The 18665-nt window shown below is 57.8% G+C and carries 15 protein-coding genes; 14 read left to right on the top strand and 1 reads right to left on the bottom strand.

The genetic code is table 11. The annotated features are described in order from the left end of the window. Positions 1–8: 8 nt before the first annotated feature. The gene (locus tag OP496_RS09860) at positions 9–1994 is read right to left on the bottom strand and encodes a transglycosylase SLT domain-containing protein (protein ID WP_280563458.1); all 1986 of its coding nucleotides are present in this window, start codon (positions 1992–1994) and stop codon (positions 9–11) included. Between the two features lie 138 nt (positions 1995–2132). Between OP496_RS09860 and OP496_RS09855 the strand changes: the two genes are divergently transcribed. From OP496_RS09855 to garD, 14 genes are all read left to right on the top strand, one after another. Continuing rightward, entirely contained in the window at positions 2133–2465 is a 333-nt protein-coding gene (locus tag OP496_RS09855) for a YkvA family protein (protein ID WP_280563457.1), read from the top strand. A gap of 152 nt (positions 2466–2617) precedes the next feature. Beyond that, positions 2618–4516 carry a molecular chaperone HtpG gene (gene htpG / locus OP496_RS09850; protein ID WP_280563456.1) on the top strand — a complete coding sequence of 633 codons (1899 nt, stop codon included), beginning with the start codon at positions 2618–2620 and terminating at the stop codon, positions 4514–4516. A 130-nt stretch (positions 4517–4646) separates the two neighbouring features. Continuing rightward, the gene (locus OP496_RS09845; protein ID WP_280563455.1) at positions 4647–5486 is read left to right on the top strand and encodes a protein bax; all 840 of its coding nucleotides are present in this window, start codon (positions 4647–4649) and stop codon (positions 5484–5486) included. A gap of 100 nt (positions 5487–5586) precedes the next feature. Continuing rightward, positions 5587–7071 carry a protein adenylyltransferase SelO family protein gene (locus OP496_RS09840; RefSeq protein ID WP_280563454.1) on the top strand — a complete coding sequence of 495 codons (1485 nt, stop codon included), beginning with the start codon at positions 5587–5589 and terminating at the stop codon, positions 7069–7071. Between the two features lie 588 nt (positions 7072–7659). Further along, complete coding sequence (locus tag OP496_RS09835; RefSeq protein ID WP_280563453.1) at positions 7660–9231, top strand: Re/Si-specific NAD(P)(+) transhydrogenase subunit alpha; 1572 nt, start codon at positions 7660–7662, stop codon at positions 9229–9231. A gap of 18 nt (positions 9232–9249) precedes the next feature. Then, positions 9250–10692 carry an NAD(P)(+) transhydrogenase (Re/Si-specific) subunit beta gene (locus tag OP496_RS09830; RefSeq protein WP_280563452.1) on the top strand — a complete coding sequence of 481 codons (1443 nt, stop codon included), beginning with the start codon at positions 9250–9252 and terminating at the stop codon, positions 10690–10692. A 150-nt stretch (positions 10693–10842) separates the two neighbouring features. Then, the gene (locus tag OP496_RS09825) at positions 10843–11913 is read left to right on the top strand and encodes an NAD(P)H-dependent glycerol-3-phosphate dehydrogenase (protein WP_280563451.1); all 1071 of its coding nucleotides are present in this window, start codon (positions 10843–10845) and stop codon (positions 11911–11913) included. 2 nt (positions 11914–11915) lie between these two features. Continuing rightward, positions 11916–12401 carry a phosphohistidine phosphatase SixA gene (sixA, locus tag OP496_RS09820; protein ID WP_280563450.1) on the top strand — a complete coding sequence of 162 codons (486 nt, stop codon included), beginning with the start codon at positions 11916–11918 and terminating at the stop codon, positions 12399–12401. A gap of 13 nt (positions 12402–12414) precedes the next feature. Continuing rightward, positions 12415–12723, top strand: coding sequence for an antibiotic biosynthesis monooxygenase (locus OP496_RS09815; RefSeq protein ID WP_280563449.1), 309 nt, complete (start codon positions 12415–12417; stop codon positions 12721–12723). 218 nt (positions 12724–12941) lie between these two features. Continuing rightward, complete coding sequence (gene kdgD / locus OP496_RS09810; protein WP_280563448.1) at positions 12942–13859, top strand: 5-dehydro-4-deoxyglucarate dehydratase; 918 nt, start codon at positions 12942–12944, stop codon at positions 13857–13859. A 54-nt stretch (positions 13860–13913) separates the two neighbouring features. Beyond that, positions 13914–14960 carry an ABC transporter substrate-binding protein gene (locus OP496_RS09805; RefSeq protein WP_280563447.1) on the top strand — a complete coding sequence of 349 codons (1047 nt, stop codon included), beginning with the start codon at positions 13914–13916 and terminating at the stop codon, positions 14958–14960. 104 nt (positions 14961–15064) lie between these two features. Then, a complete protein-coding gene (locus tag OP496_RS09800) occupies positions 15065–15508 on the top strand; it encodes a tripartite tricarboxylate transporter TctB family protein (RefSeq protein WP_280563446.1) in 444 nt (147 codons plus the stop codon). A gap of 12 nt (positions 15509–15520) precedes the next feature. After that, positions 15521–17032, top strand: coding sequence for a tripartite tricarboxylate transporter permease (locus tag OP496_RS09795; RefSeq protein ID WP_280563445.1), 1512 nt, complete (start codon positions 15521–15523; stop codon positions 17030–17032). A 34-nt stretch (positions 17033–17066) separates the two neighbouring features. Next, positions 17067–18635 (top strand): galactarate dehydratase, encoded by a 1569-nt coding sequence (gene garD, locus OP496_RS09790; RefSeq protein WP_280563444.1) that lies wholly within the window; start codon positions 17067–17069, stop codon positions 18633–18635. Positions 18636–18665 lie beyond the last annotated feature (30 nt).

Genomic DNA, 18665 nt, shown 5'->3' with positions numbered 1-18665 from the left:
GCTTGCGTTTACGGGTTCCGGGCCAGCAACGTGGTGTCGTAAATGCCTTCACGTTCGGCCTGGGTCAGCAGTGCGACGCCTTGCGAATCGCCTTGTTTGGCGAGGCTCTCGAAGATGACGCGATACGTCAGCACGGCTTGCACGTAAGCGCGGGTTTCGTGGTATGGGATGCGCTCCACGAAGAGATCGAAATTACCGGAAGCCTCGCGCAGCCAACGGTCGACACTTCCGGGACCTGCGTTGTAAGCCGCAGCGGCGGCGAGGCGATTGCCTCGATAGCGCTCCATCATGTCGCGAATATAAGCGCTCCCCAGGCGAATATTGGTAGTCGGCTCGAAGAGCTCGCCGCGGCTTGGTGCATCGATGTCCAGGTTGCGACTGACATGCGATGCGGTGTCCGGCATGAGCTGCATGAGCCCGCGTGCGCCGACCGGCGAGACCGCTTGGCGATTGAATGCGCTCTCCCGCCGAGAAATCGCCATCAGCAGGTAGGGGTCGACGCCGTTGCGTTGGCCCCACTGATCGAAGTTCGCTTTGTACGCTGAAGGAAAACGCCACGCCAGGGCATCCCATTGCTGGGCCATGATTGCTCCATGCACGGCCAGGTCGTACCAGCTCCGCTCCAGCGCGTAGGCGTTGAGTGCGGCGGTATCGGATGCACTGGCCTGGTCGATGGCGTGGAACCATTCGCTACGTGCGAGCCCTGGCTCATCGATGCGCCGCAGAGCCTCGCTGCGCTGGACGCTGGGTCGCATGGCGGCCAGCTCGCTTTGCAGTGGCGTGACGTCGGGCATATTCATATTCAAGGCATAGGGCTGGCCGAGCTTGTCAGCGGCTGCGAAGGCAAAGAATCCGCGCTCCTGGGCGGCAAGTTGCCAAGCGGCTTGCGCGGACTCGGTGTCGCCACGCTGATTGAGTGCGCGGCCCAGCCAGTATTGCCAATGCGCCTTCTGGCGGGTGGCTTTCGGCATCGCATCGATCCAGTCGATGACCTCGCCCCAGTCCTGATCGGCCAGGGCATTGCGTACCCGCAATTCGAATAGGTCGCCATCCGCGAGACGGGGCAAGGCGTCGTCGGCCCAGCCAAGATTGTTATCGACGTCGCGTACCATCGAATAAAACGCCAGATCGTGCTCGATGGTATGGCGTTGCGTGTCGCTCAACGAGAGGTGGGGGGCGATCTTGCGCCAGGCCTCGAGCGCGGCCTCTGTGTCGGCGCGCGTGAAATTGTGCATGGCGGCCGTGAAGAGTGCGCCGCTGCCTTGCCCCTGGGGGCCGATATCGGTGGGGATTTCGGTAATTGCCGCATAGTTACTGCGCAGGCGCTCGAGTGCGTCGATACCCGTGTCCCAGTCGCCGTCGAGCTGGTCTGCCAGGTAGCCGACGAGGCGACTCTCGCCGCCTTGCCAGGCCAGCGTCAGCCGTGTCCAGATATCGCCCTCGTCAATATCGCCGCGTTCGCGCAAGGTGTCGAACAACCGGTCGCAGGCGCTAGGTTGCGAATGGCCAACCCGCCATAGTTCGCGTCCGCCTTGCGCGGCTTCTTGTGGTTGGCGATCAAGCAGGGCGGTGTAGTAATAGCATTGCCGGATGGTGCCCGAGGGCTTGCCATCGCTGATGGCCAGCAGATCGTCGAAGCGGCCGTCGCGGCCAAATGCGATCTGTGCCTGGCCGCGCATCCAGTCCGATAGGGGCGAGTCGGTATGGCGTGCGATGTAGCTTTCTACCTCCACCGCAGGGGCGCTCGACAGATGCGCCTTGAGGCGGTGATATTCTACGTAGCCGGCCAGCACATGATCGTCGATGGCGGCGTTATCGATGCGTGACCAGCGGTGATCGCGGGCGGCATCGAGTGCGTCTTTCATGGCGCGATCTGCGGCGTCTAGCGCCTGAGTGTCGGAGTGTGCCTGGGCGGCGGTGACTTGTAACGCAAGTCCTAGCGAAGCCACCGATAATAGCGTCAGCCAGCGTTGGCGAAGCCGCGATGCGAGCATCTTCCATGTCTCCTTGCTTGCCTGGCGGGATAATGATGTGATCATCCTCGCTCAGGGGACACGCCTTGGGTAGTGTTGTCGAATGGCGACACTCTGCATGATGACGCCAGCAGGCACGCAACGCCAAGGAGGCATGCCATGAAGTTCATGCGAGGATTGGCCCTATGGTCGCGGCTCAAACAGCGCAGCGGGGCATTGATGCGCATCGCCCGCGCGCTGCGTGTGTTCGTGCCCATGCTGGGCGACGTGACTGCCGGTCGTTATCGCCCGGTGCCCTGGGCGGCGTGCGGCTGGATGACGGCGGCGGTGGCCTACTTGATCCTGCCATTCGATATCATTCCCGATTTCCTGATGCTCATCGGAGTGATCGATGACGTCTTCATCGTCGGCTGGTTGCTGACCCGCGTCGACCATTCGCTTGCGCCTTACCGCCGCTGGAAAGGCATCGATCCGCCCGATACCACGTCCTGAGATTGTAGCCCTTGACCATGGAAAACTATGGCTGGGCCGCAAACGCTTGAAAAGTCTCGCGCGGCCCCCATATCGATGCGCATGACGACATCTGTCGTCGCATTTTTCACCGTTTAACATGCATCCGTTATGGCCACAGGGGAATTTCGACCATGACTACCGCCGCTCAAGCCGAAACAATGGGCTTCCAGACCGAAGTCAAACAGCTCTTGCAGTTGATGATTCACTCCCTGTATTCCAACCGGGAGATCTTCCTGCGCGAGTTGATTTCCAACGCTGCGGATGCCTGCGACAAGTTGCGCTACGAGGCGTTGGATGACGATACGCTGTACGGCAATGACAGCGAGTTGCGCGTCGAGATCGAGCACGATGCTGAAGCGGGCACCGTCACCGTGCGTGACAATGGCATCGGCATGAGCCGCGACGAGGTCATCCAGAACCTGGGGACTATCGCACGCAGCGGCACGGCGGAATTCCTCCAGCAGCTTTCCGGCGAAAAACAGAAAGATGCCAAGCTGATCGGTCAGTTCGGTGTGGGCTTCTATTCCGGTTTCATCGTCTCCGACGAAATCACCGTGCGCACGCGCCGAGTCGATCAGGAACAGGGCGTAGAATGGCATTCCCGTGGTGAAGGCGAGTTCGATATCGCGGATATCGACAAGCCCGCACGTGGCACCGAAATCGTGATGCACTTGAAGGAAGACGCCAAGGAATTCGCCGACGCCGAGCGTCTCAAGCATCTCGTACGCACTTACTCCGATCATATCGAAGTCCCGGTGCGCATGCCCAAGGTCGAGAAGGCCCACGATGAAGAAGGCAACGAGATCGAGGGGAGCGAAACCGTCACCTGGGAAACCGTCAACGAGGCGACGGCGCTGTGGGTGCGGCCCAAGGAAGAAATCAGCGATGACGAATACAAAGCTTTCTACAAGCACGTGGCACACGATTTCAGCGATCCGCTGATCTGGAGCCACAACAAGGTCGAAGGCACGCTCGAATACACCAGCTTGCTTTACGTGCCGGGTCGCGCGCCATTCGATCTCAATCAGCGCGAAGGCGTGCGTGGGCTCAAGCTGTATGCGCAGCGCGTGTTCATCATGGACGACGCCGAGCAGTTCCTGCCGCTTTATCTGCGTTTCATCAAGGGCGTGGTCGACTCCAAGGATCTGTCGCTCAACATCTCGCGTGAATTGCTGCAAAAAGATCCCCAGGTCGACAAGCTCAAGTCCGCGCTGACTAAACGCTCGCTGGACATGCTCAAGAAGCTGGCCAAAGATGATGACGTCTACCAGACGTTCTGGAATGCCTTTGGTAACGTGCTCAAGGAGGGGTTGGCGGAAGATACTGCCAACCGTGACAAGATCGCCGAGCTGTTGCGTTTCTCTTCCACGCATACCGACAGTGCGACTCAGGATCGGTCGCTGGCCGGTTACGTGGAACGCATGAAGGAAGGCCAGCAGAAGGTTTATTATCTGGTGGCCGATGGCTTCAATGCGGCAAGTCACAGCCCGCATTTGGAAATCTTCCGCAAGAAGGGCATCGAGGTACTCTTGCTGCATGACCGTATCGATGAGTGGCTGATGAGCCATCTCACCGAATACGACGGCAAGGCCCTGGTCGATGTCGCCAAGGGCGATCTCGATCTCGACGAGATGGCTGACGAGGAAGAGAAGAAAGCACAGGAAGAAACGGCCAAGGCCAAGGCGTCGCTGCTCGAGCGCGTCAAGACTGCGTTGGGCGACGAGGTGCAGGAAGTGCGCATCACCCATCGTCTGACCGACTCGCCGGCGTGTGTCGTACTTTCCGAACACGATATGGGCTATCAGATGCGCCGCCTCATGGAAGCGGCCGGACAGCCGTTGCCGGAAGTCAAGCCTATCCTCGAACTCAACCCCGAGCATGGGTTGGTGACACGCCTGGAAAGCGCCGACGACGCCAGGTTCGATGATCTCGCGCGGATCCTGCTCGATCAGGCGATCATCGCCGAGGGCGGACATCTCGAGGACCCCGCTACCTATGTCCAGCGTCTCAACAAGCTCCTGAGCAACTGAGTCGCGTTGACGTTCGCTTACCGGGCCGGCCGCATGGGCTGGCCCGTTTCATTTTGATGCCAGCAATATTGACTCAACATGGACGTTCGTTGTTGCTAGGCTGGCGCCGTCATGTTCAAGGAGTCGTCTCATGCCGATTCGGCACGACGTGTTCTTTTCTCGGCGGTGGCGTGGCGTTATCGCGGTGGTATTGCTGGGGGGGCTTGGCGTGACGGCGCCGCCACCCCTGGATGCCCACGCCGCGTCTCCCACGCGGGACGTGCGCACGCTCGAAAGCAACGTCGATACGCCGGCTCTCGATCCCGTCGAGGAGATGCCGGACCTGCGCGAATATGCGGCCGGTCCCGAGCGCAAGACAGCATTTCTCGAGCTGCTGGTGCCGCTGGTCGAAGCCGAAAACGCCAACATCCAGGCCCAGCGTGATTGGTTGCTCGACGCGCGTGAGCGCCGGGATTCGCTGAGTGATGCCGAGCGGTCGCATCTGCAACGATTGTGCGATAGCTACCAGATCGAATGCGGCACATCCAACACGTTCGAGTACCTTCTCTCGCGTGTCGATACTTTGCCGTTGGAAATGGTGGTCATCCAGGCCGTCGAAGAGTCGGGATGGGGAACGTCGCGCTTCGCTCGCCAGGGCAACAACCTGTTCGGTTTGCGCTGCTTCGGTGATGGCTGTGGTCTGGCTCAAGAAGGAAGCCAGCGTCGCTATCAACACTTCGATAGCGTCCAGGCGAGTATCGACGCGTACCTGCATAATTTGAACACGCACCGTGCTTATCTCGCGATGCGTCAAACGCGGGCTGCGCAGAAAGAACAAGGCGAGTCCGCCAGTGCCGAGTCCTTGATTCGCACACTGGACAGCTACTCGGTGCGTGATAATTACTTCGACGTGCTGTTGGCGCTGCTGCGCACCAATGCTGAATTGATTCGCGAACACAGCAGCGGCGACGCCGAAGATAGCCCGGCCTGAGGCGTTGCCTCCGCCGCGTTTCGACGCCGCCTTCGGGCGGCGTTTTTGGTCGCTCGGCACGCTTTTATCGGTCGTTGCCGGGCGTGTAAAGTAGCCCCATATGCCCCTTCGCGAGGTCGCCATGACACTCGATGCGCTGCGCTTCGACAATGCTTGGGCGCGTTTGCCCAATGACTTCTTTACCCGGGTCAGCCCCGCCGCCTGGAAAAACACGCGACTGGTGGATATCAGTCCGCGAGGTGCCCGTGCGCTAGGCTTCGACCCTGCGCTTTTCAACGACGACTCTCCATCACGAGAGACATTGCGCCAAGTCATGGGGGGTGAAACCGTCTTATCGGGAATGGACCCTCTGGCACAGAAATATACCGGCCATCAGTTCGGGGTCTATAACCCCGCCTTGGGCGATGGACGCGGACTGCTGCTGGGAGAGGTGGAGGCCGATGACGGCTTCTGGGACCTACATCTCAAGGGAGCCGGACAAACGCCGTATTCGCGCTTCGGTGATGGCCGCGCGGTGCTGCGTTCGACGATTCGTGAATATCTCGCCGGTGAGGCCATGGCGGGATTGGGTATTCCCACGACGTTGGCGCTGGCTCTGTCGATTAACGACGAGAAGGTCCAGCGTGAGCGGGTCGAGCCCGGCGCGACCCTGTTGCGCCTGGCGCCCAGTCATGTGCGCTTCGGGCACTTCGAATGGCTGTATCAGGCGCGTCGCACCGAGGACCTTCAGCGTCTCGTCGAGCATGTCATTACGCGTCACCGTCCAGCCTTGGCGGAATGTGAGGCACCGGCAGAAGCGCTGTTCGGCGATACGGTCGTGCGCACGGCACGCCTGATCGCTGCCTGGCAAGCGTATGGCTTCGTGCATGCAGTGATGAATACCGACAACATGTCGATTCTGGGATTGACGCTGGACTACGGGCCCTATGCCTTCATGGACCGTTATGATCCGACCTTGGTACCCAACCATACTGATACTTCTGGCCGTTACGGCTTCGATCAACAACCCGGGGTAGGGTTGTGGAATCTCTCGGTGCTGGGCCAGTCGCTGACGCCGTTGGCCGATCCAGAAGCGCTACGTACGCAGTTAGCGGAGTACGAACCGGCGCTACAACAGGAGTATGCGCGCTTGATGCGGGCACGCTTGGGGCTTGAGCACGTGCAAGATGGCGACGCCCAACTGGTTCAGGACTGGCTGACGCTGCTGGCCGACGCCGGTGCCGACTATCATCGCGCCTTTCGTGCCTTGGGTGAATGGGCCCTCGATGAGGGCGCGTGGCTGCATGAAGAGGTACCGGCGGATGGTCTGGCGGCCTGGCTGTCGCGTTATCAAAAGCGTCTCGAGGACGAATCACGCGATGCCGCGTCGCGCCGTGATGCCATGCAGGCGGTCAACCCTCTCTATGTGCCGCGCACGCACCTCATTCAGCAGGTCATCGAGGCGGCGGAAGCTGGCGATACAGCGCCGTTGTCCGAATTCCGTGCCTTGCTCGAAGATCCCTTTACGCCGCAGCCGGGCATGGAGCACTGGGCGGCCGCTCCGGCGCCGGAGGCCTCGGTCATCTGTCTTTCCTGCTCATCGTGACATCGTCAGACGCCGTATGACGGCGTCTCGCGATAGCCGTTGCTCGACCAACGCATGGGCTACGTGCGCTTCTCGAACGCCAGGGCGTCGAGGTGCTGAGCGTGGAGGAGCTGTGTCGTGATTGTTGAATGTCGTTATCGGAAAAGCAACGTTCGTGCTTTCGATATGCGCGAGTCTTAACTGAAGAAAAGTGCAAATAATGTATCGTTTATGATGTCTATAAGAGAATGAATAGGTCGTGTTTATAAAATAATTTCAAGCTAAAACAAGGAGTTGTGAGTAATCATGAAGCATAAGAGCTGTGTTATGCTTGTTATAACTCAATGATTATGATGGAAAATTTTGTTTTTCCTATTGATTTTCAAGATGTTTTTCTTTAAATAAATAAGATCTTTTATTCGAGATACATCGATGTTCCCGGTGTATGACGACGTTATTTGCATGGCCACGTTCCAATGTATCGACATGAACAAGATTCCATGAGGGAGAGTTCTATGCGACGAGCAAGGGGTCAAGGATGAACATTACCGAATATATGACAAGCGGTGCCTGGCAAGGTGCCATCCGACACGAAACAGGAGGTGCGGCATGAGAATTGGGGCTCCCAGGGAGCGTGCCCAGGGCGAGGCGCGCGTGGCGCTGACGCCGGAAAGTGCTCAGCACATCCAGAAACTCGGCCATGAATGCGTCGTCGAGTCGGGCGCCGGGCGGTCGGCCGGTTTTGACGACGATGCATACCGCGATGCGGGTGTCGAGGTCGTCGACGGCGGCACGGCGTTGTGGTCGACGGCCGATGTTGTCATCAAGGTACGCGAACCCGAAGAAGAAGAGGTCGGCTATCTACGCGAAGGGCAGACGCTGATCGCGTTTTTCTGGCCGGCTCAGAACGAGGACTTGCTCGAGCGTTGCAAGGCGACCGGCGCCACGGTTCTGGCCATGGACATGGTGCCGCGTATCTCGCGGGCGCAGAAGATGGATGCGCTTTCCAGCACCGCGAACATCGCCGGCTACCGTGCCGTGATCGAGGCCGGCAATCAGTTCGGGCGCTTCTTCGCCGGCCAGGTCACGGCGGCGGGCAAGGTGCCGCCGGCCAAGGTGTTGGTCGTAGGCGCGGGCGTCGCCGGGCTCTCGGCCATCGGCACCGCGACCAGTCTGGGCGCCGTGGTACGTGCCTTCGACGTACGCCCCGAAGTGGCCGAGCAGATCGAGTCGATGGGCGCCGAATTCCTGTTCCTCGACTTCGGGGACAGCCAGGATGGCTCGGGCTCTGGCGGTTATGCCGCCCCCTCCAGCCCCGAGTTTCGCGAGAAGCAGCTGGCGCTGTTCCGCGAGCAGGCGCCCGAGGTGGATATCGTTATCACCACTGCGCTGATCCCGGGCAAGCCGGCGCCCAAGCTGTGGCTCGAGGACATGGTCCAGGCCATGAAACCGGGCTCGGTGATCGTTGACCTGGCGGCCGAGAAGGGCGGTAACTGCGATCTCACCGTACCCGACGAACGTACCGTCACCGACAACGGCGTGGTCGTCGTCGGCTACACCGATTTCCCCTCGCGCATGGCGACGCAGGCGTCGTTGCTCTACGCCACCAATATTCGTCACATGCTCACCGATCTGACGCCGGAAAAGGATGGCGTGATCGTTCACGACATGGAAGACGACGTGATTCGTGGCGTCACCGTGGCGCATCATGGCGAGATTACCTTTCCGCCCCCGCCGCCCAAGGTCAATGCCATCGGGCAGTCGGCGCCCAAGGAGAAACCCAAGGAGCCTACCGCAGAAGAGAAGAAGGCTGCTGAGCATGCGAGCTTCCTCGCTCAGACCAAGCGTCAGGTAGGCATGCTCGTGGCGGGTGGCGTCGTGATGGGCCTGCTGGGGCTGGTAGCACCGGCATCGTTCATGCAGCACTTCATTGTTTTCGTGCTGGCCTGCTTCGTGGGTTTCCAGGTGATCTGGAGTGTCAGTCACTCGTTGCATACGCCGCTGATGGCGGTGACCAACGCCATCTCGGGCATCATCGTTCTCGGCGCGGTTCTGCAGATCGGGTCGGGCAGTTGGCTGGTAGGCTTGTTGGCCAGCATTTCGGTGCTGATTGCCACCATTAATATCGTGGGTGGCTTCCTGGTGACGCGCCGGATGCTCGCCATGTTCCAGAAATCCTAACGCGGCGGAGAAAAGACGATGTTGAGTCAAGGATTGGTGTCCGCCGCAGCGGTGGCGGCAAGTGTGTTGTTCATCCTCTCCCTGGGGGGATTGAGTAATCAGGAAAAGGCCAAGCGTGCCGTCTGGTATGGCATTGCCGGGATGGGACTGGCGGTGGTCTTCACCATGTTCGGCCCTAATGTCGGCGGCTACTGGTGGATGATCCCGATGATGGTGATCGGCGCCGGGATCGGGGGCTACTTGGCCAAAAAGGTCGACATGACCGAGATGCCCCAGCTCGTGGCGGCATTGCATAGCTTCGTCGGTTTGGCGGCGGTGTTCATCGGCTTCAACGCTGACCTGGAACGTCGACGTGTCATGGCGGCGCAACTCGCTGGAGACGCCAGCGAGCGGTTTTCGGCCTTCGCGGCGCTGGTGGCTGAGAAGACACCGGCCGAGCTGACCTTTCTGCAGGTCGAGGTGGTGCTGGGGGTATTCATCGGTGCGGTGACGTTTACCGGCTCGGTGATCGCCTTCGGCAAGCTGGCAGGCAAGGTGGACGGCAAGCCGCGTCAATTGCCGGGCGGCCATCTGCTCAATGCCGGGGCGGCGATCGCCTCGCTACTGTTGGCAATCGCCTACCTCAATGGTGCTGGCTTCTGGACGCTGCTGTTGTTGGCGCTGCTGGCATTCTTCATCGGCTATCACCTGATCATGGGCATCGGCGGCGCCGACATGCCGGTGGTAGTGTCGATGCTCAACAGCTATTCCGGCTGGGCAGCGGCGGCCATCGGCTTTACGCTCTCCAACGATCTGCTGATCGTCACTGGGGCGTTGGTGGGCTCCTCCGGTGCTATTCTCTCCTACATTATGTGCAAGGCGATGAATCGTAACTTCGTCAACGTGATTCTGGGCGGCTTCGGTGGCAGCAAGGGGCCGGCCGCAGAGATCGAAGGCGAGCAGGTGGCCATCGACACCGGTGGCGTGGCCAGTACGCTCAACGAGGCCGACAGCGTGATCATCGTACCCGGCTATGGTATGGCGGTGGCGCAGGCGCAGAACGCGGTCAGCGAACTGACGCGCAAGTTGCGCGCCGCCGGCAAGACCGTGCGTTTCGGTATTCATCCGGTTGCCGGACGTTTGCCGGGGCACATGAACGTGCTGCTGGCCGAGGCCAAGGTGCCGTACGATATCGTAATGGAGATGGACGAGATCAACGACGACTTCGCCGAGACCGACGCGGTGATCGTCATTGGTTCCAATGACATCGTCAACCCTGCCGCTGAGGAGGACCCCAACAGTCCCATCGCCGGCATGCCGGTGCTCAAGGTCTGGGAAGCCAAGAACGTCTTCGTCTGCAAGCGTGGCCAGGGGACGGGCTACTCGGGTATCGAGAACCCGCTGTTCGTCAAGGAAAACACGCGCATGCTGTATGGCGATGCCAAATCGAGCATCGATGCCTTGTTGCCGATGATCGATTGATCGGCCTGCTGTATGACAGGAGCAGAGCGAGTAGCGCGACGACACCGCCCACGGGCGGTGTCGTCGTTTGCAGGCAGACGACGATCGGGCGTGCGTGACACGTCAGGTTCGCTACAATGGCGTCATTTCGCAGGCCACCAGGAAACGTCCATGACCGACGAACGTCTTCAAGTCGCCGTGCTTGGCGGCGGCAGCTTTGGCACCGCTATCGCAAGCATTGCCGCCGACAATGGAGCCCGTGTGCGCCAGTGGTTGCGCGACCCGGCCTTGATCGAGCAGATCAACCGTGAGCATCGCAATCCACGCTACTTGCCAAATTACGCCATCAATCCTTCGGTGGTCGCTTCCGACGATATGCGTGCGGTACTACAGGATGCCGAGGTGATCTTCATCGCCATTCCCTCGAGCGCCTTTTCCGCCGTCGTTCGTCAGGCTCGGGCATGGCTCGAGCCTTCGCAAATTCTGGTCAGTACCACCAAGGGAATCCATGAGGAAGGCTTCAAACTGATGAGCCAGATCCTCGAGGAGGAGACCGGGTTCCCCCATATCGGCGTGCTTTCAGGGCCCAATCTCGCCTCCGAGATTGCCGACAAGCACCTCACGGCGACGGTCATCGCCAGCGACGATCCCTATACCCGGGCGCGGGTACAATCGGCACTCGGCTGCGATTATTTCCGCGTCTATGCCAGCAACGACCGCTATGGCGTCGAATTGGGCGGTGCGCTGAAAAACATCTATGCCATCGCCGCGGGGATGGCGGCGGCGCTTGGCATGGGAGAAAACACGCGCAGCATGCTGATGACCCGGGCGCTGGCGGAAATGAGCCGTTTCGCAGTGGCGTTGGGCGCCAATCCGATGACCTTCATCGGGCTGGCGGGCGTGGGAGATCTCATCGTGACCTGCTCGTCGAAGCTCTCGCGCAATTACCGCGTCGGGTTCGCGCTGGGCGAGAATAAAACGCTCGAGGAAGCCATAGAGTCGCTGGGTCAAGTGGCGGAAGGCGTCAATACAGTCAGTCTGGTACGTGCGAAAGCGCGCCGTGAAGATATTTACATGCCCCTGGCAGAAGGGCTTTACCAAGTGCTGTTCAACGGCGTGCCGGCGCGGCAGATGGCGCAAATGCTCATGCAGCAAGAGCAGAGCAGCGACGTTGAGTTCGTGCTGCCGCGACAGGATGTATCCGAGGCACGTCGGATGGAACCCGGCGCTGAGGAGACTTGATCGTGTCGAACCTGTATATCATGCGTCATGGCGAAGCCGTGCCAGGCATGCCGGATAGTGAACGTTCACTTACAAGCCAGGGCGAAGCGGAAGCGCGTGCCATGGGAACATGGCTGAACAAGGCGCTTGCCGGTGACATGCGTACGACACTGCGTATCGTCGCCAGTCCCTACCGACGTGCTCAACAGACTGCGCAGTGGATGGCGGATCCCTTGGGGCGCCCCGTCGAAACGCTGCCGATCATCACCCCGGATGATCCGCTGGAGCCGCTCATCGACTGGTTGCAGCGTGAAGTCGCGCACACGCCGTGCCTGCTGGTCAGCCACATGCCGTTGGTCGGCGCGCTGGTCGGGCGTCTGGTCGAAGGCGATATGCGTGCGTCTCAGCCCATGCCGACGGCCACCATCGCCATGCTGGAAGCCGACATCTGGGCGGCGGGGTGCGCAACGCTCAAACACTGGCAGTCGCCTCGTGAACTACTTGGCTAAAGGAGAAAATCGGATGAGCTATATCGTCATCAACCGTGTTTTCGTCAATTCGGGGTATGAAGCCGAATTCGAGCGTCGGTTTCAGCAACGTGCCAGCGAGGTCGACAAACAGCCGGGCTTCAAAGCCATGCGGGTATTGCGGCCTCAGGGCAACCAGGCCCCCTATCTCGTCGAGACGGAGTGGGAAGACCAGGATGCCTTCCGTGCCTGGGTGGGAAGTGATGACTTCAAACAAGCTCACGCCAATCCCATGCCCGCCGAGGCCTTTTCCGAGGGGGGTGGGCTCGAGCAATTCGAGATTGTAGAAGGCACTCAGGCCTAACCCCGTAATTGACCGCTGCTACCTCCGTTCCCGGTAGCAGCGGTTGCATGCGCTGAGCCTCGCTCGAACTACTTTCCTCTTGCTATTTATACCTTAGTTTATCGACCATAGTCGATGTTGTGTGACGGCAGACATGCACTTATATTTTTACTTGTATGATGTATGACATAAAAGCTTTATGTCATCACGCTCAACAAGATAGATGCGAGGAGATGACGGTGCATTTTTCCAAAGAAAAAACGGTAGAAGCAGTTGGCGATGGCCTGCTTTCATTTCCGGTCACGGATTTTGATACAGCAGGGCGCTTCGATGAAAAGAGCTATCGTAAACGGCTTGAATGGTTCGTCAGTCATGATGTCTCTGCCGTCTTCGTGGCGGGTGGAACTGGCGAATTCTTCAATCTCTCTTTGGATGAGTTTCGTCACATTGTGCGCGTCGCAGTCGATGAAATTGGCGGCAAGGTACCGATCATCGCGAGTGCCGGGTTGAGTGTAGAAAGTGGCAAAGCCTTTGCCAGCGCTGCGGAAGAGGTTGGTGCTGACGGCATCTTGCTGATGCCACCCTATCTGACTGAATGCCCACAAGAAGGGTTGGTCGAATACGCTCGCCAGATCTGCGACAGCACGTCGATCAATGTCATTTACTATAATCGTGGTAATGGTGTACTCGAAGCGCCGGCGGTCCAGCAGCTTGCCGATCAATGCTCTAACCTGATCGGGTTGAAAGATGGCAAGGGCGACATGCAACTTCTCAACAAGATCGTCAAGACAGTAGGCGACCGCTTGATCTATGTTGGTGGTGTTCCCACGGCTGAAATCTTCGCCGAAGCGTATCTATCCATCGGCGTCAACACCTACTCATCCGCTGTATTCAACTTCGTGCCTGAGTTGGCGTTGAAGTTCTACCGAGCCTTGCGTGCAGGCGATAGCGCCACGGTGAAAAAGATTACTCAAGAGTTTTTTATCCCTTTCGTCGATCTGCGTGATCGCAAGAAAGGTTATGCAGTCAGCCTTGTGAAGGCAGGGGCTGACATCATTGGTATGCCGGCGGGAGATGTGCGTAAACCGCTGACAATGCCGATGCCAGATGAAACAAAGCAATTAGAAAATTTGGTTGAGACTGCTAAAGGCCTCTAAGGGCCTGACATTCGCCCACTCTCAATAATGACAGCCAATAGGTGAAAAATGAGTATGTCCAGCATTTCCAAGACACTCGGAACCTCCATTCTGGTGGCCGGAATGGCCTTCGGTAGTGTCGCCGCCATGGCTGCTGACGGTCCGCTGCGTGGCAATGTGCGCGTGGTGATTGGCTCGACTTCAACAGGAGGCGATACTTATCAGAACTCCAATATTGTCGTCGATGCCCTGGCTAAGAAACTCGATCTTAATATGAAAGTGGATGCCGTAGGCGCTAGTGCTGCTTTTCGTGCATTAGACCGGGATTCGCGCGGAAATACACTAATGATTTTCCATGATCAGTCCTATCTCGGTCATCTTTATGGGGTCGAGGGATATGACGATATCTTTGAGAAGTACACCATCGGGCCAACTATAGCCATAAACCCTGGCAATGCATACCTGGTGCCTAAAGACTCTCCTTATAAAACTCTCAATGATGTAATTGAGGCTGCAGGAAATGGTGAAGAAGTACGTGTGGCCATCCAGCCAGGTGGCGTTTCGGAGATTGGTTTCAGTGCCTTGAAGAATGCTATCCGCATCGAGCATCCGGGTATGGAAGACAATCTGGTGGCCGTCAATACCGGTTCTCAGGCTGATAAGAACCAGCAGCTTTTCGATGGTCAGGCGGACATGATCAACGGTAGTGTTCAAGCCAACGAGCAGTATACGCGCCTTCCAGAAGACGATCAGAAATCAATGCGTTTTCTATGGCTCACTGCACGTCACGATACGATCAAGCAAGCGCCAGAAGAAGGGTTGGGTAAAACGTCTCGCGAAGAGCTACTGAAGTACGTTGAGCCGAACGTTAACGTGACCATGGGAGACGACGAGAACTTTACCTTCGATAAAGAATTTTTCTTCCTCTACAACAAGGATATGGATCCAGCTATCGTCGACCAGATCGATGAAGCATTGACTGAAATATATGACGAAGGAGAGGTCCAAAAGGCTCAGAAGAAGTCGTTCTTCATTCCCAATTTCAAGCCTTCCGGTGAGTCTGAGGAATATCTAAAGGAAAAGATGTCTACTTATAAAGATATTATTGAAAATATTAAGTAATGCGTCGGGCCGCCGGCAGGATTATCTCCCCGGCGGCGCTTCCCGTTCACCCTTTACAGTCATTGTGAAAAGCTTTCTTGGTGAAAGCCTTTGTCGGAGCCGCTATGGAATCAGGTCTGACATCTTTGTTAAATGTTTCAATTGATTTTGAGACCTCTCACCTGTTTTTTCCCCATATTATAAATTGGCTGATGGGAGGGCTTTTCGCCCTGGTTCTCGTTTTTAAAGTAATGCCTTTCCTCGCAGCAGTAAGACGAGGAGAAGAAACGTTGCCAATTCTTGGCGAATCTATGGATAAGTTTCGTTTCTTTGGTTCTATTGCCTTAATTGCTGCATATTTCTATCTGATGGCGGTGGTCGGAAACTTATTTCCTTATACGGGATACGGCTTTCTGTTCGTCTCTATGGCTTTCGTGTTCTTGATGTCGATGATGTACATGCATAACAAGACCAAGCGAAAGGTCATCACGGCTGTCATCAATGCCATCGTGGCGCCGAGCCTGGCGTGGTTCATCCTCGCTAAGCTATTCCAGATCACCCTGCCGTAGCGGAGTCTTTCCATGTTGGATATCCTGTCGTTACTCGATATCACCTTTTTCCTGCTGGCGGCCATGGGTGCTCTGATCGGCGTCATCTTCGGAGCGATCCCCGGCATGACTGCGACCATGGCCGTGGCGGTGTGCCTGCCACTTACCTATGCCTTAGGACTTCATCATGGTCTGGCGCTGCTATTGGGCCTTTACGTAGGGGGGATTTCCGGTGGCATGGTGCCGGCCGTGCTGCTCAATATACCCGGCACGCCGTCCTCGATTACTACCACCTTCGATGGCTATCCCATGGCCCAGAAGGGAGAAGGGGAACGCGCCCTAAGAGTTGGTGTGGTGGCCTCCTTGATCGGTGGTCTGATCAGTGCCGTTATCCTGTTCTTATTTGCGCCGCTGCTTGCTGAGTTCTCGATCAAGTTCTCCTATGTCGAGAAGTTTTTGATCATCTTGCTGGCGCTTACCGTCATTGCTTCCATGTCGCGCAATATGCTGGTGGGTATTTTCAGCGGCGTGCTGGGTATCTGGCTGAGCCTGATCGGGACCTACAGCGTCTCCGATGGTGGCAATGGCCATACGAGGCTGATGTTCGATTTCCTCGAACCATATTTGTTCGAGGGTTTTTCCCTACTGCCGGTGCTTATCGGTATCTTCGGTATCGCGACCATCCTTCTGGAAGCCGAGAAGGGCGTGAAGAGTGGACTGGCCGGTACAGAGATCAAAATCGGCAAGGGAGGCGGTTTCTCCCTCAACCTGTTCAAGGGCCGGCTAACCAATCTGGTGCGCTCTTCCTTTATTGGTACCTTCGTCGGCATGTTGCCGGGCGTCGGTGGTAGTGCCGCCTCGGTACTGGCCTATACCCAAGAGAAGAATCTATCCCGGGATTCAAGCGAGATGGGTAAGGGGGCGCCTCAAGGGCTAATTGCGTCTGAATCGGCCAACAATGCGCTAACTGGTGGGGCGCTTATCCCGCTGTTGTCATTGGGTATTCCTGGCGATTCCACCACTGCAGTGCTGATTGGCGCCTTTACTTTGCAGGGGATCCAGGTTGGACCGTTGTTCATTCCTGAAAATGCCGATACCTGGTACATCATGATGACGGCGTTGGTGTTTGCCAACATCGTGATGTTTTTCCTGATGTTTTATGCCATCAAGCACATTGCCAAAGTCGTGATGGTTCCTAAGTATATCTTATATCCCATCATCGTGATGATGTGCGTGGTCGGTGCTTATGCTATCAATTACGGCATCATGTTCGATGTCTGGACCCTGCTGATCTTCGGTGTTTTGGGCTATCTGATCCAGAAAGTCGGTCTCGAAGTGGCGCCGTTGATCATTGGCTTCATCCTTGGTGGGCAGGCGGAGGTCTACTTCGTCAAGAGCTTGGAATCCTTCGGCACTTACTCGATCTTCTTCACCAAGAGCCCTATTGCGGTGGTGCTTTGGCTGCTGATCGCTGCCTCGGTCATTTTCTCCGTGGTCATGGGGCTGAAAAGTCGCGCCAAAAGCCGCCTGGAAACGACCCAATGACTTTCTTCAAGCTACATAACTACGAGGTCTTACTATGACGCAGGTGCAGCAGTCTCCTCGGGTAATTCGCATTCACCCCAGTGATAATGTTGCTGTCGCCGTCGCTCAGGGTGGGCTGGCCGCTGGTGAGCATCTTGATGACGGAATCGAAATCACGGCTAATGTCCCACAGGGGCACAAGGTCGCCTTGATGTCCCTGTCTGAGGGCGACGCAGTGATTCGCTACGGTGAGGTGATAGGATCGGCGGCCGTGGATATCCCTTGTGGCGGTCATGTCAACGAGACCAACCTGCACATGCCTACTCCGCCGGCACTGGAAGATCTCCCGCTGGCGACTCGCCCGGCGCCGATTTCGGAACCGCTGGAAGGATACACTTTCGAGGGGTTCCGTAATGCTGATGGCACTGTCGGGACCAAGAACGTACTTGGTATCACCACCAGCGTGCAGTGCGTGGCCGGTATCGTGGATCATGTAGTGCAGCGCATTAAAAGTGAGCTGCTGCCCCAGTTTCCCAATGTCGATGACGTCGTGGGGCTCAATCATAGTTATGGCTGTGGCGTGGCAATCAATGCGCCGGCCGCTGTGGTGCCCATTCGTACGCTCAAGAATCTGGCCCAGAACCCCAACTTCGGCGACGAGGTGATGGTGATCGGGCTTGGCTGCGAGAAACTACAGCCGTCCACCCTGGTCGATGATCGGCCGGTTAAAATCTACGAAAACACCGAGGCCGCCGATCCCCAGGCCAACGTGCTGAGCCTGCAGGATGAGTCTTTTGAGAGCTTTGCCGATATGGTCGAGGGAATCATGGCCATGGCGGAGCGACACCTCGAGCGTCTCGACAAGCGTCAGCGTGAAACCTGTCCAATTTCCGAGCTGGTAGTGGGCATGCAATGTGGCGGTAGCGATGCCTTCTCCGGGCTGACTGCCAATCCAGCCGTTGGCTTCGCTACTGACTTGATCGTGCGCGCGGGGGGCAGCGTGATGTTCTCAGAGGTGACTGAGGTGCGCGATGCCATTCATCTGCTGACGCCGCGAGCGGTGGATGCGTCAGTCGGCCAAGCCCTCATCGACCAGATGGCCTGGTACGACGATTACCTCTCTCAAGGTCAGGCGGATCGCAGCGCCAATACGTCCCCCGGCAACAAGAAGGGCGGGCTTTCCAATATCGTCGAGAAGGCCTTGGGTTCGGTCATCAAGTCCGGCAACTCGCCGCTTGTCGATGTCATCGGCCCCGGCGAGCGGTTACGTAAACGTGGCCTGACCTTCGCCGCTACCCCGGCCAGCGACTTCATTTGCGGCACTCTTCAGGCCGCTGCGGGGATGAATCTGCAGGTCTTCACCACTGGGCGTGGTACGCCCTATAACCTGCCGATGACGCCGGTAATAAAGATGTCCACTAACTCTACCCTGGGAAAGCGGTGGCACGATCTGATCGATCTCGATGCCGGGCGTATAGCGACCGGAGAGGTTTCTATCGAGGAGATGGGCTGGGAGTTGTTCCACCTGATTCTCGATGTGGCCAGTGGCCGCCGCCGGGTCGCTGCCGATCAACTGGGTCTTTACAACGACCTAGTGCTTTTCAACCCCGCACCAGTGACCTGACTACTCTGTGGTCATTACAGGAGGAAATGC

It is taken from the genome of Chromohalobacter sp. 48-RD10 (assembly GCF_029889785.1).
Taxonomy (GTDB): Bacteria; Pseudomonadota; Gammaproteobacteria; order Pseudomonadales; family Halomonadaceae; genus Chromohalobacter.
Note: the sequence above shows the minus strand (reverse complement) of the source record. Positions and strands in the feature narration are given on the sequence as shown.

What these genes read in the sequence shown, in the direction of transcription:
- OP496_RS09860 (WP_280563458.1), bottom strand. Translation starts at nt 1,994, where the DNA reads ATGCTCGCATCGCGGCTTCGCCAACGCTGGCTGACGCTATTATCGGTG.
- OP496_RS09855 (WP_280563457.1), top strand. Translation starts at nt 2,133, where the DNA reads ATGAAGTTCATGCGAGGATTGGCCCTATGGTCGCGGCTCAAACAGCGC.
- htpG (WP_280563456.1), top strand. Translation starts at nt 2,618, where the DNA reads ATGACTACCGCCGCTCAAGCCGAAACAATGGGCTTCCAGACCGAAGTC.
- OP496_RS09845 (WP_280563455.1), top strand. Translation starts at nt 4,647, where the DNA reads ATGCCGATTCGGCACGACGTGTTCTTTTCTCGGCGGTGGCGTGGCGTT.
- OP496_RS09840 (WP_280563454.1), top strand. Translation starts at nt 5,587, where the DNA reads ATGCCCCTTCGCGAGGTCGCCATGACACTCGATGCGCTGCGCTTCGAC.
- OP496_RS09835 (WP_280563453.1), top strand. Translation starts at nt 7,660, where the DNA reads ATGAGAATTGGGGCTCCCAGGGAGCGTGCCCAGGGCGAGGCGCGCGTG.
- OP496_RS09830 (WP_280563452.1), top strand. Translation starts at nt 9,250, where the DNA reads ATGTTGAGTCAAGGATTGGTGTCCGCCGCAGCGGTGGCGGCAAGTGTG.
- OP496_RS09825 (WP_280563451.1), top strand. Translation starts at nt 10,843, where the DNA reads ATGACCGACGAACGTCTTCAAGTCGCCGTGCTTGGCGGCGGCAGCTTT.
- OP496_RS09815 (WP_280563449.1), top strand. Translation starts at nt 12,415, where the DNA reads ATGAGCTATATCGTCATCAACCGTGTTTTCGTCAATTCGGGGTATGAA.
- OP496_RS09805 (WP_280563447.1), top strand. Translation starts at nt 13,914, where the DNA reads ATGTCCAGCATTTCCAAGACACTCGGAACCTCCATTCTGGTGGCCGGA.
- OP496_RS09800 (WP_280563446.1), top strand. Translation starts at nt 15,065, where the DNA reads ATGGAATCAGGTCTGACATCTTTGTTAAATGTTTCAATTGATTTTGAG.
- OP496_RS09795 (WP_280563445.1), top strand. Translation starts at nt 15,521, where the DNA reads ATGTTGGATATCCTGTCGTTACTCGATATCACCTTTTTCCTGCTGGCG.
- garD (WP_280563444.1), top strand. Translation starts at nt 17,067, where the DNA reads ATGACGCAGGTGCAGCAGTCTCCTCGGGTAATTCGCATTCACCCCAGT.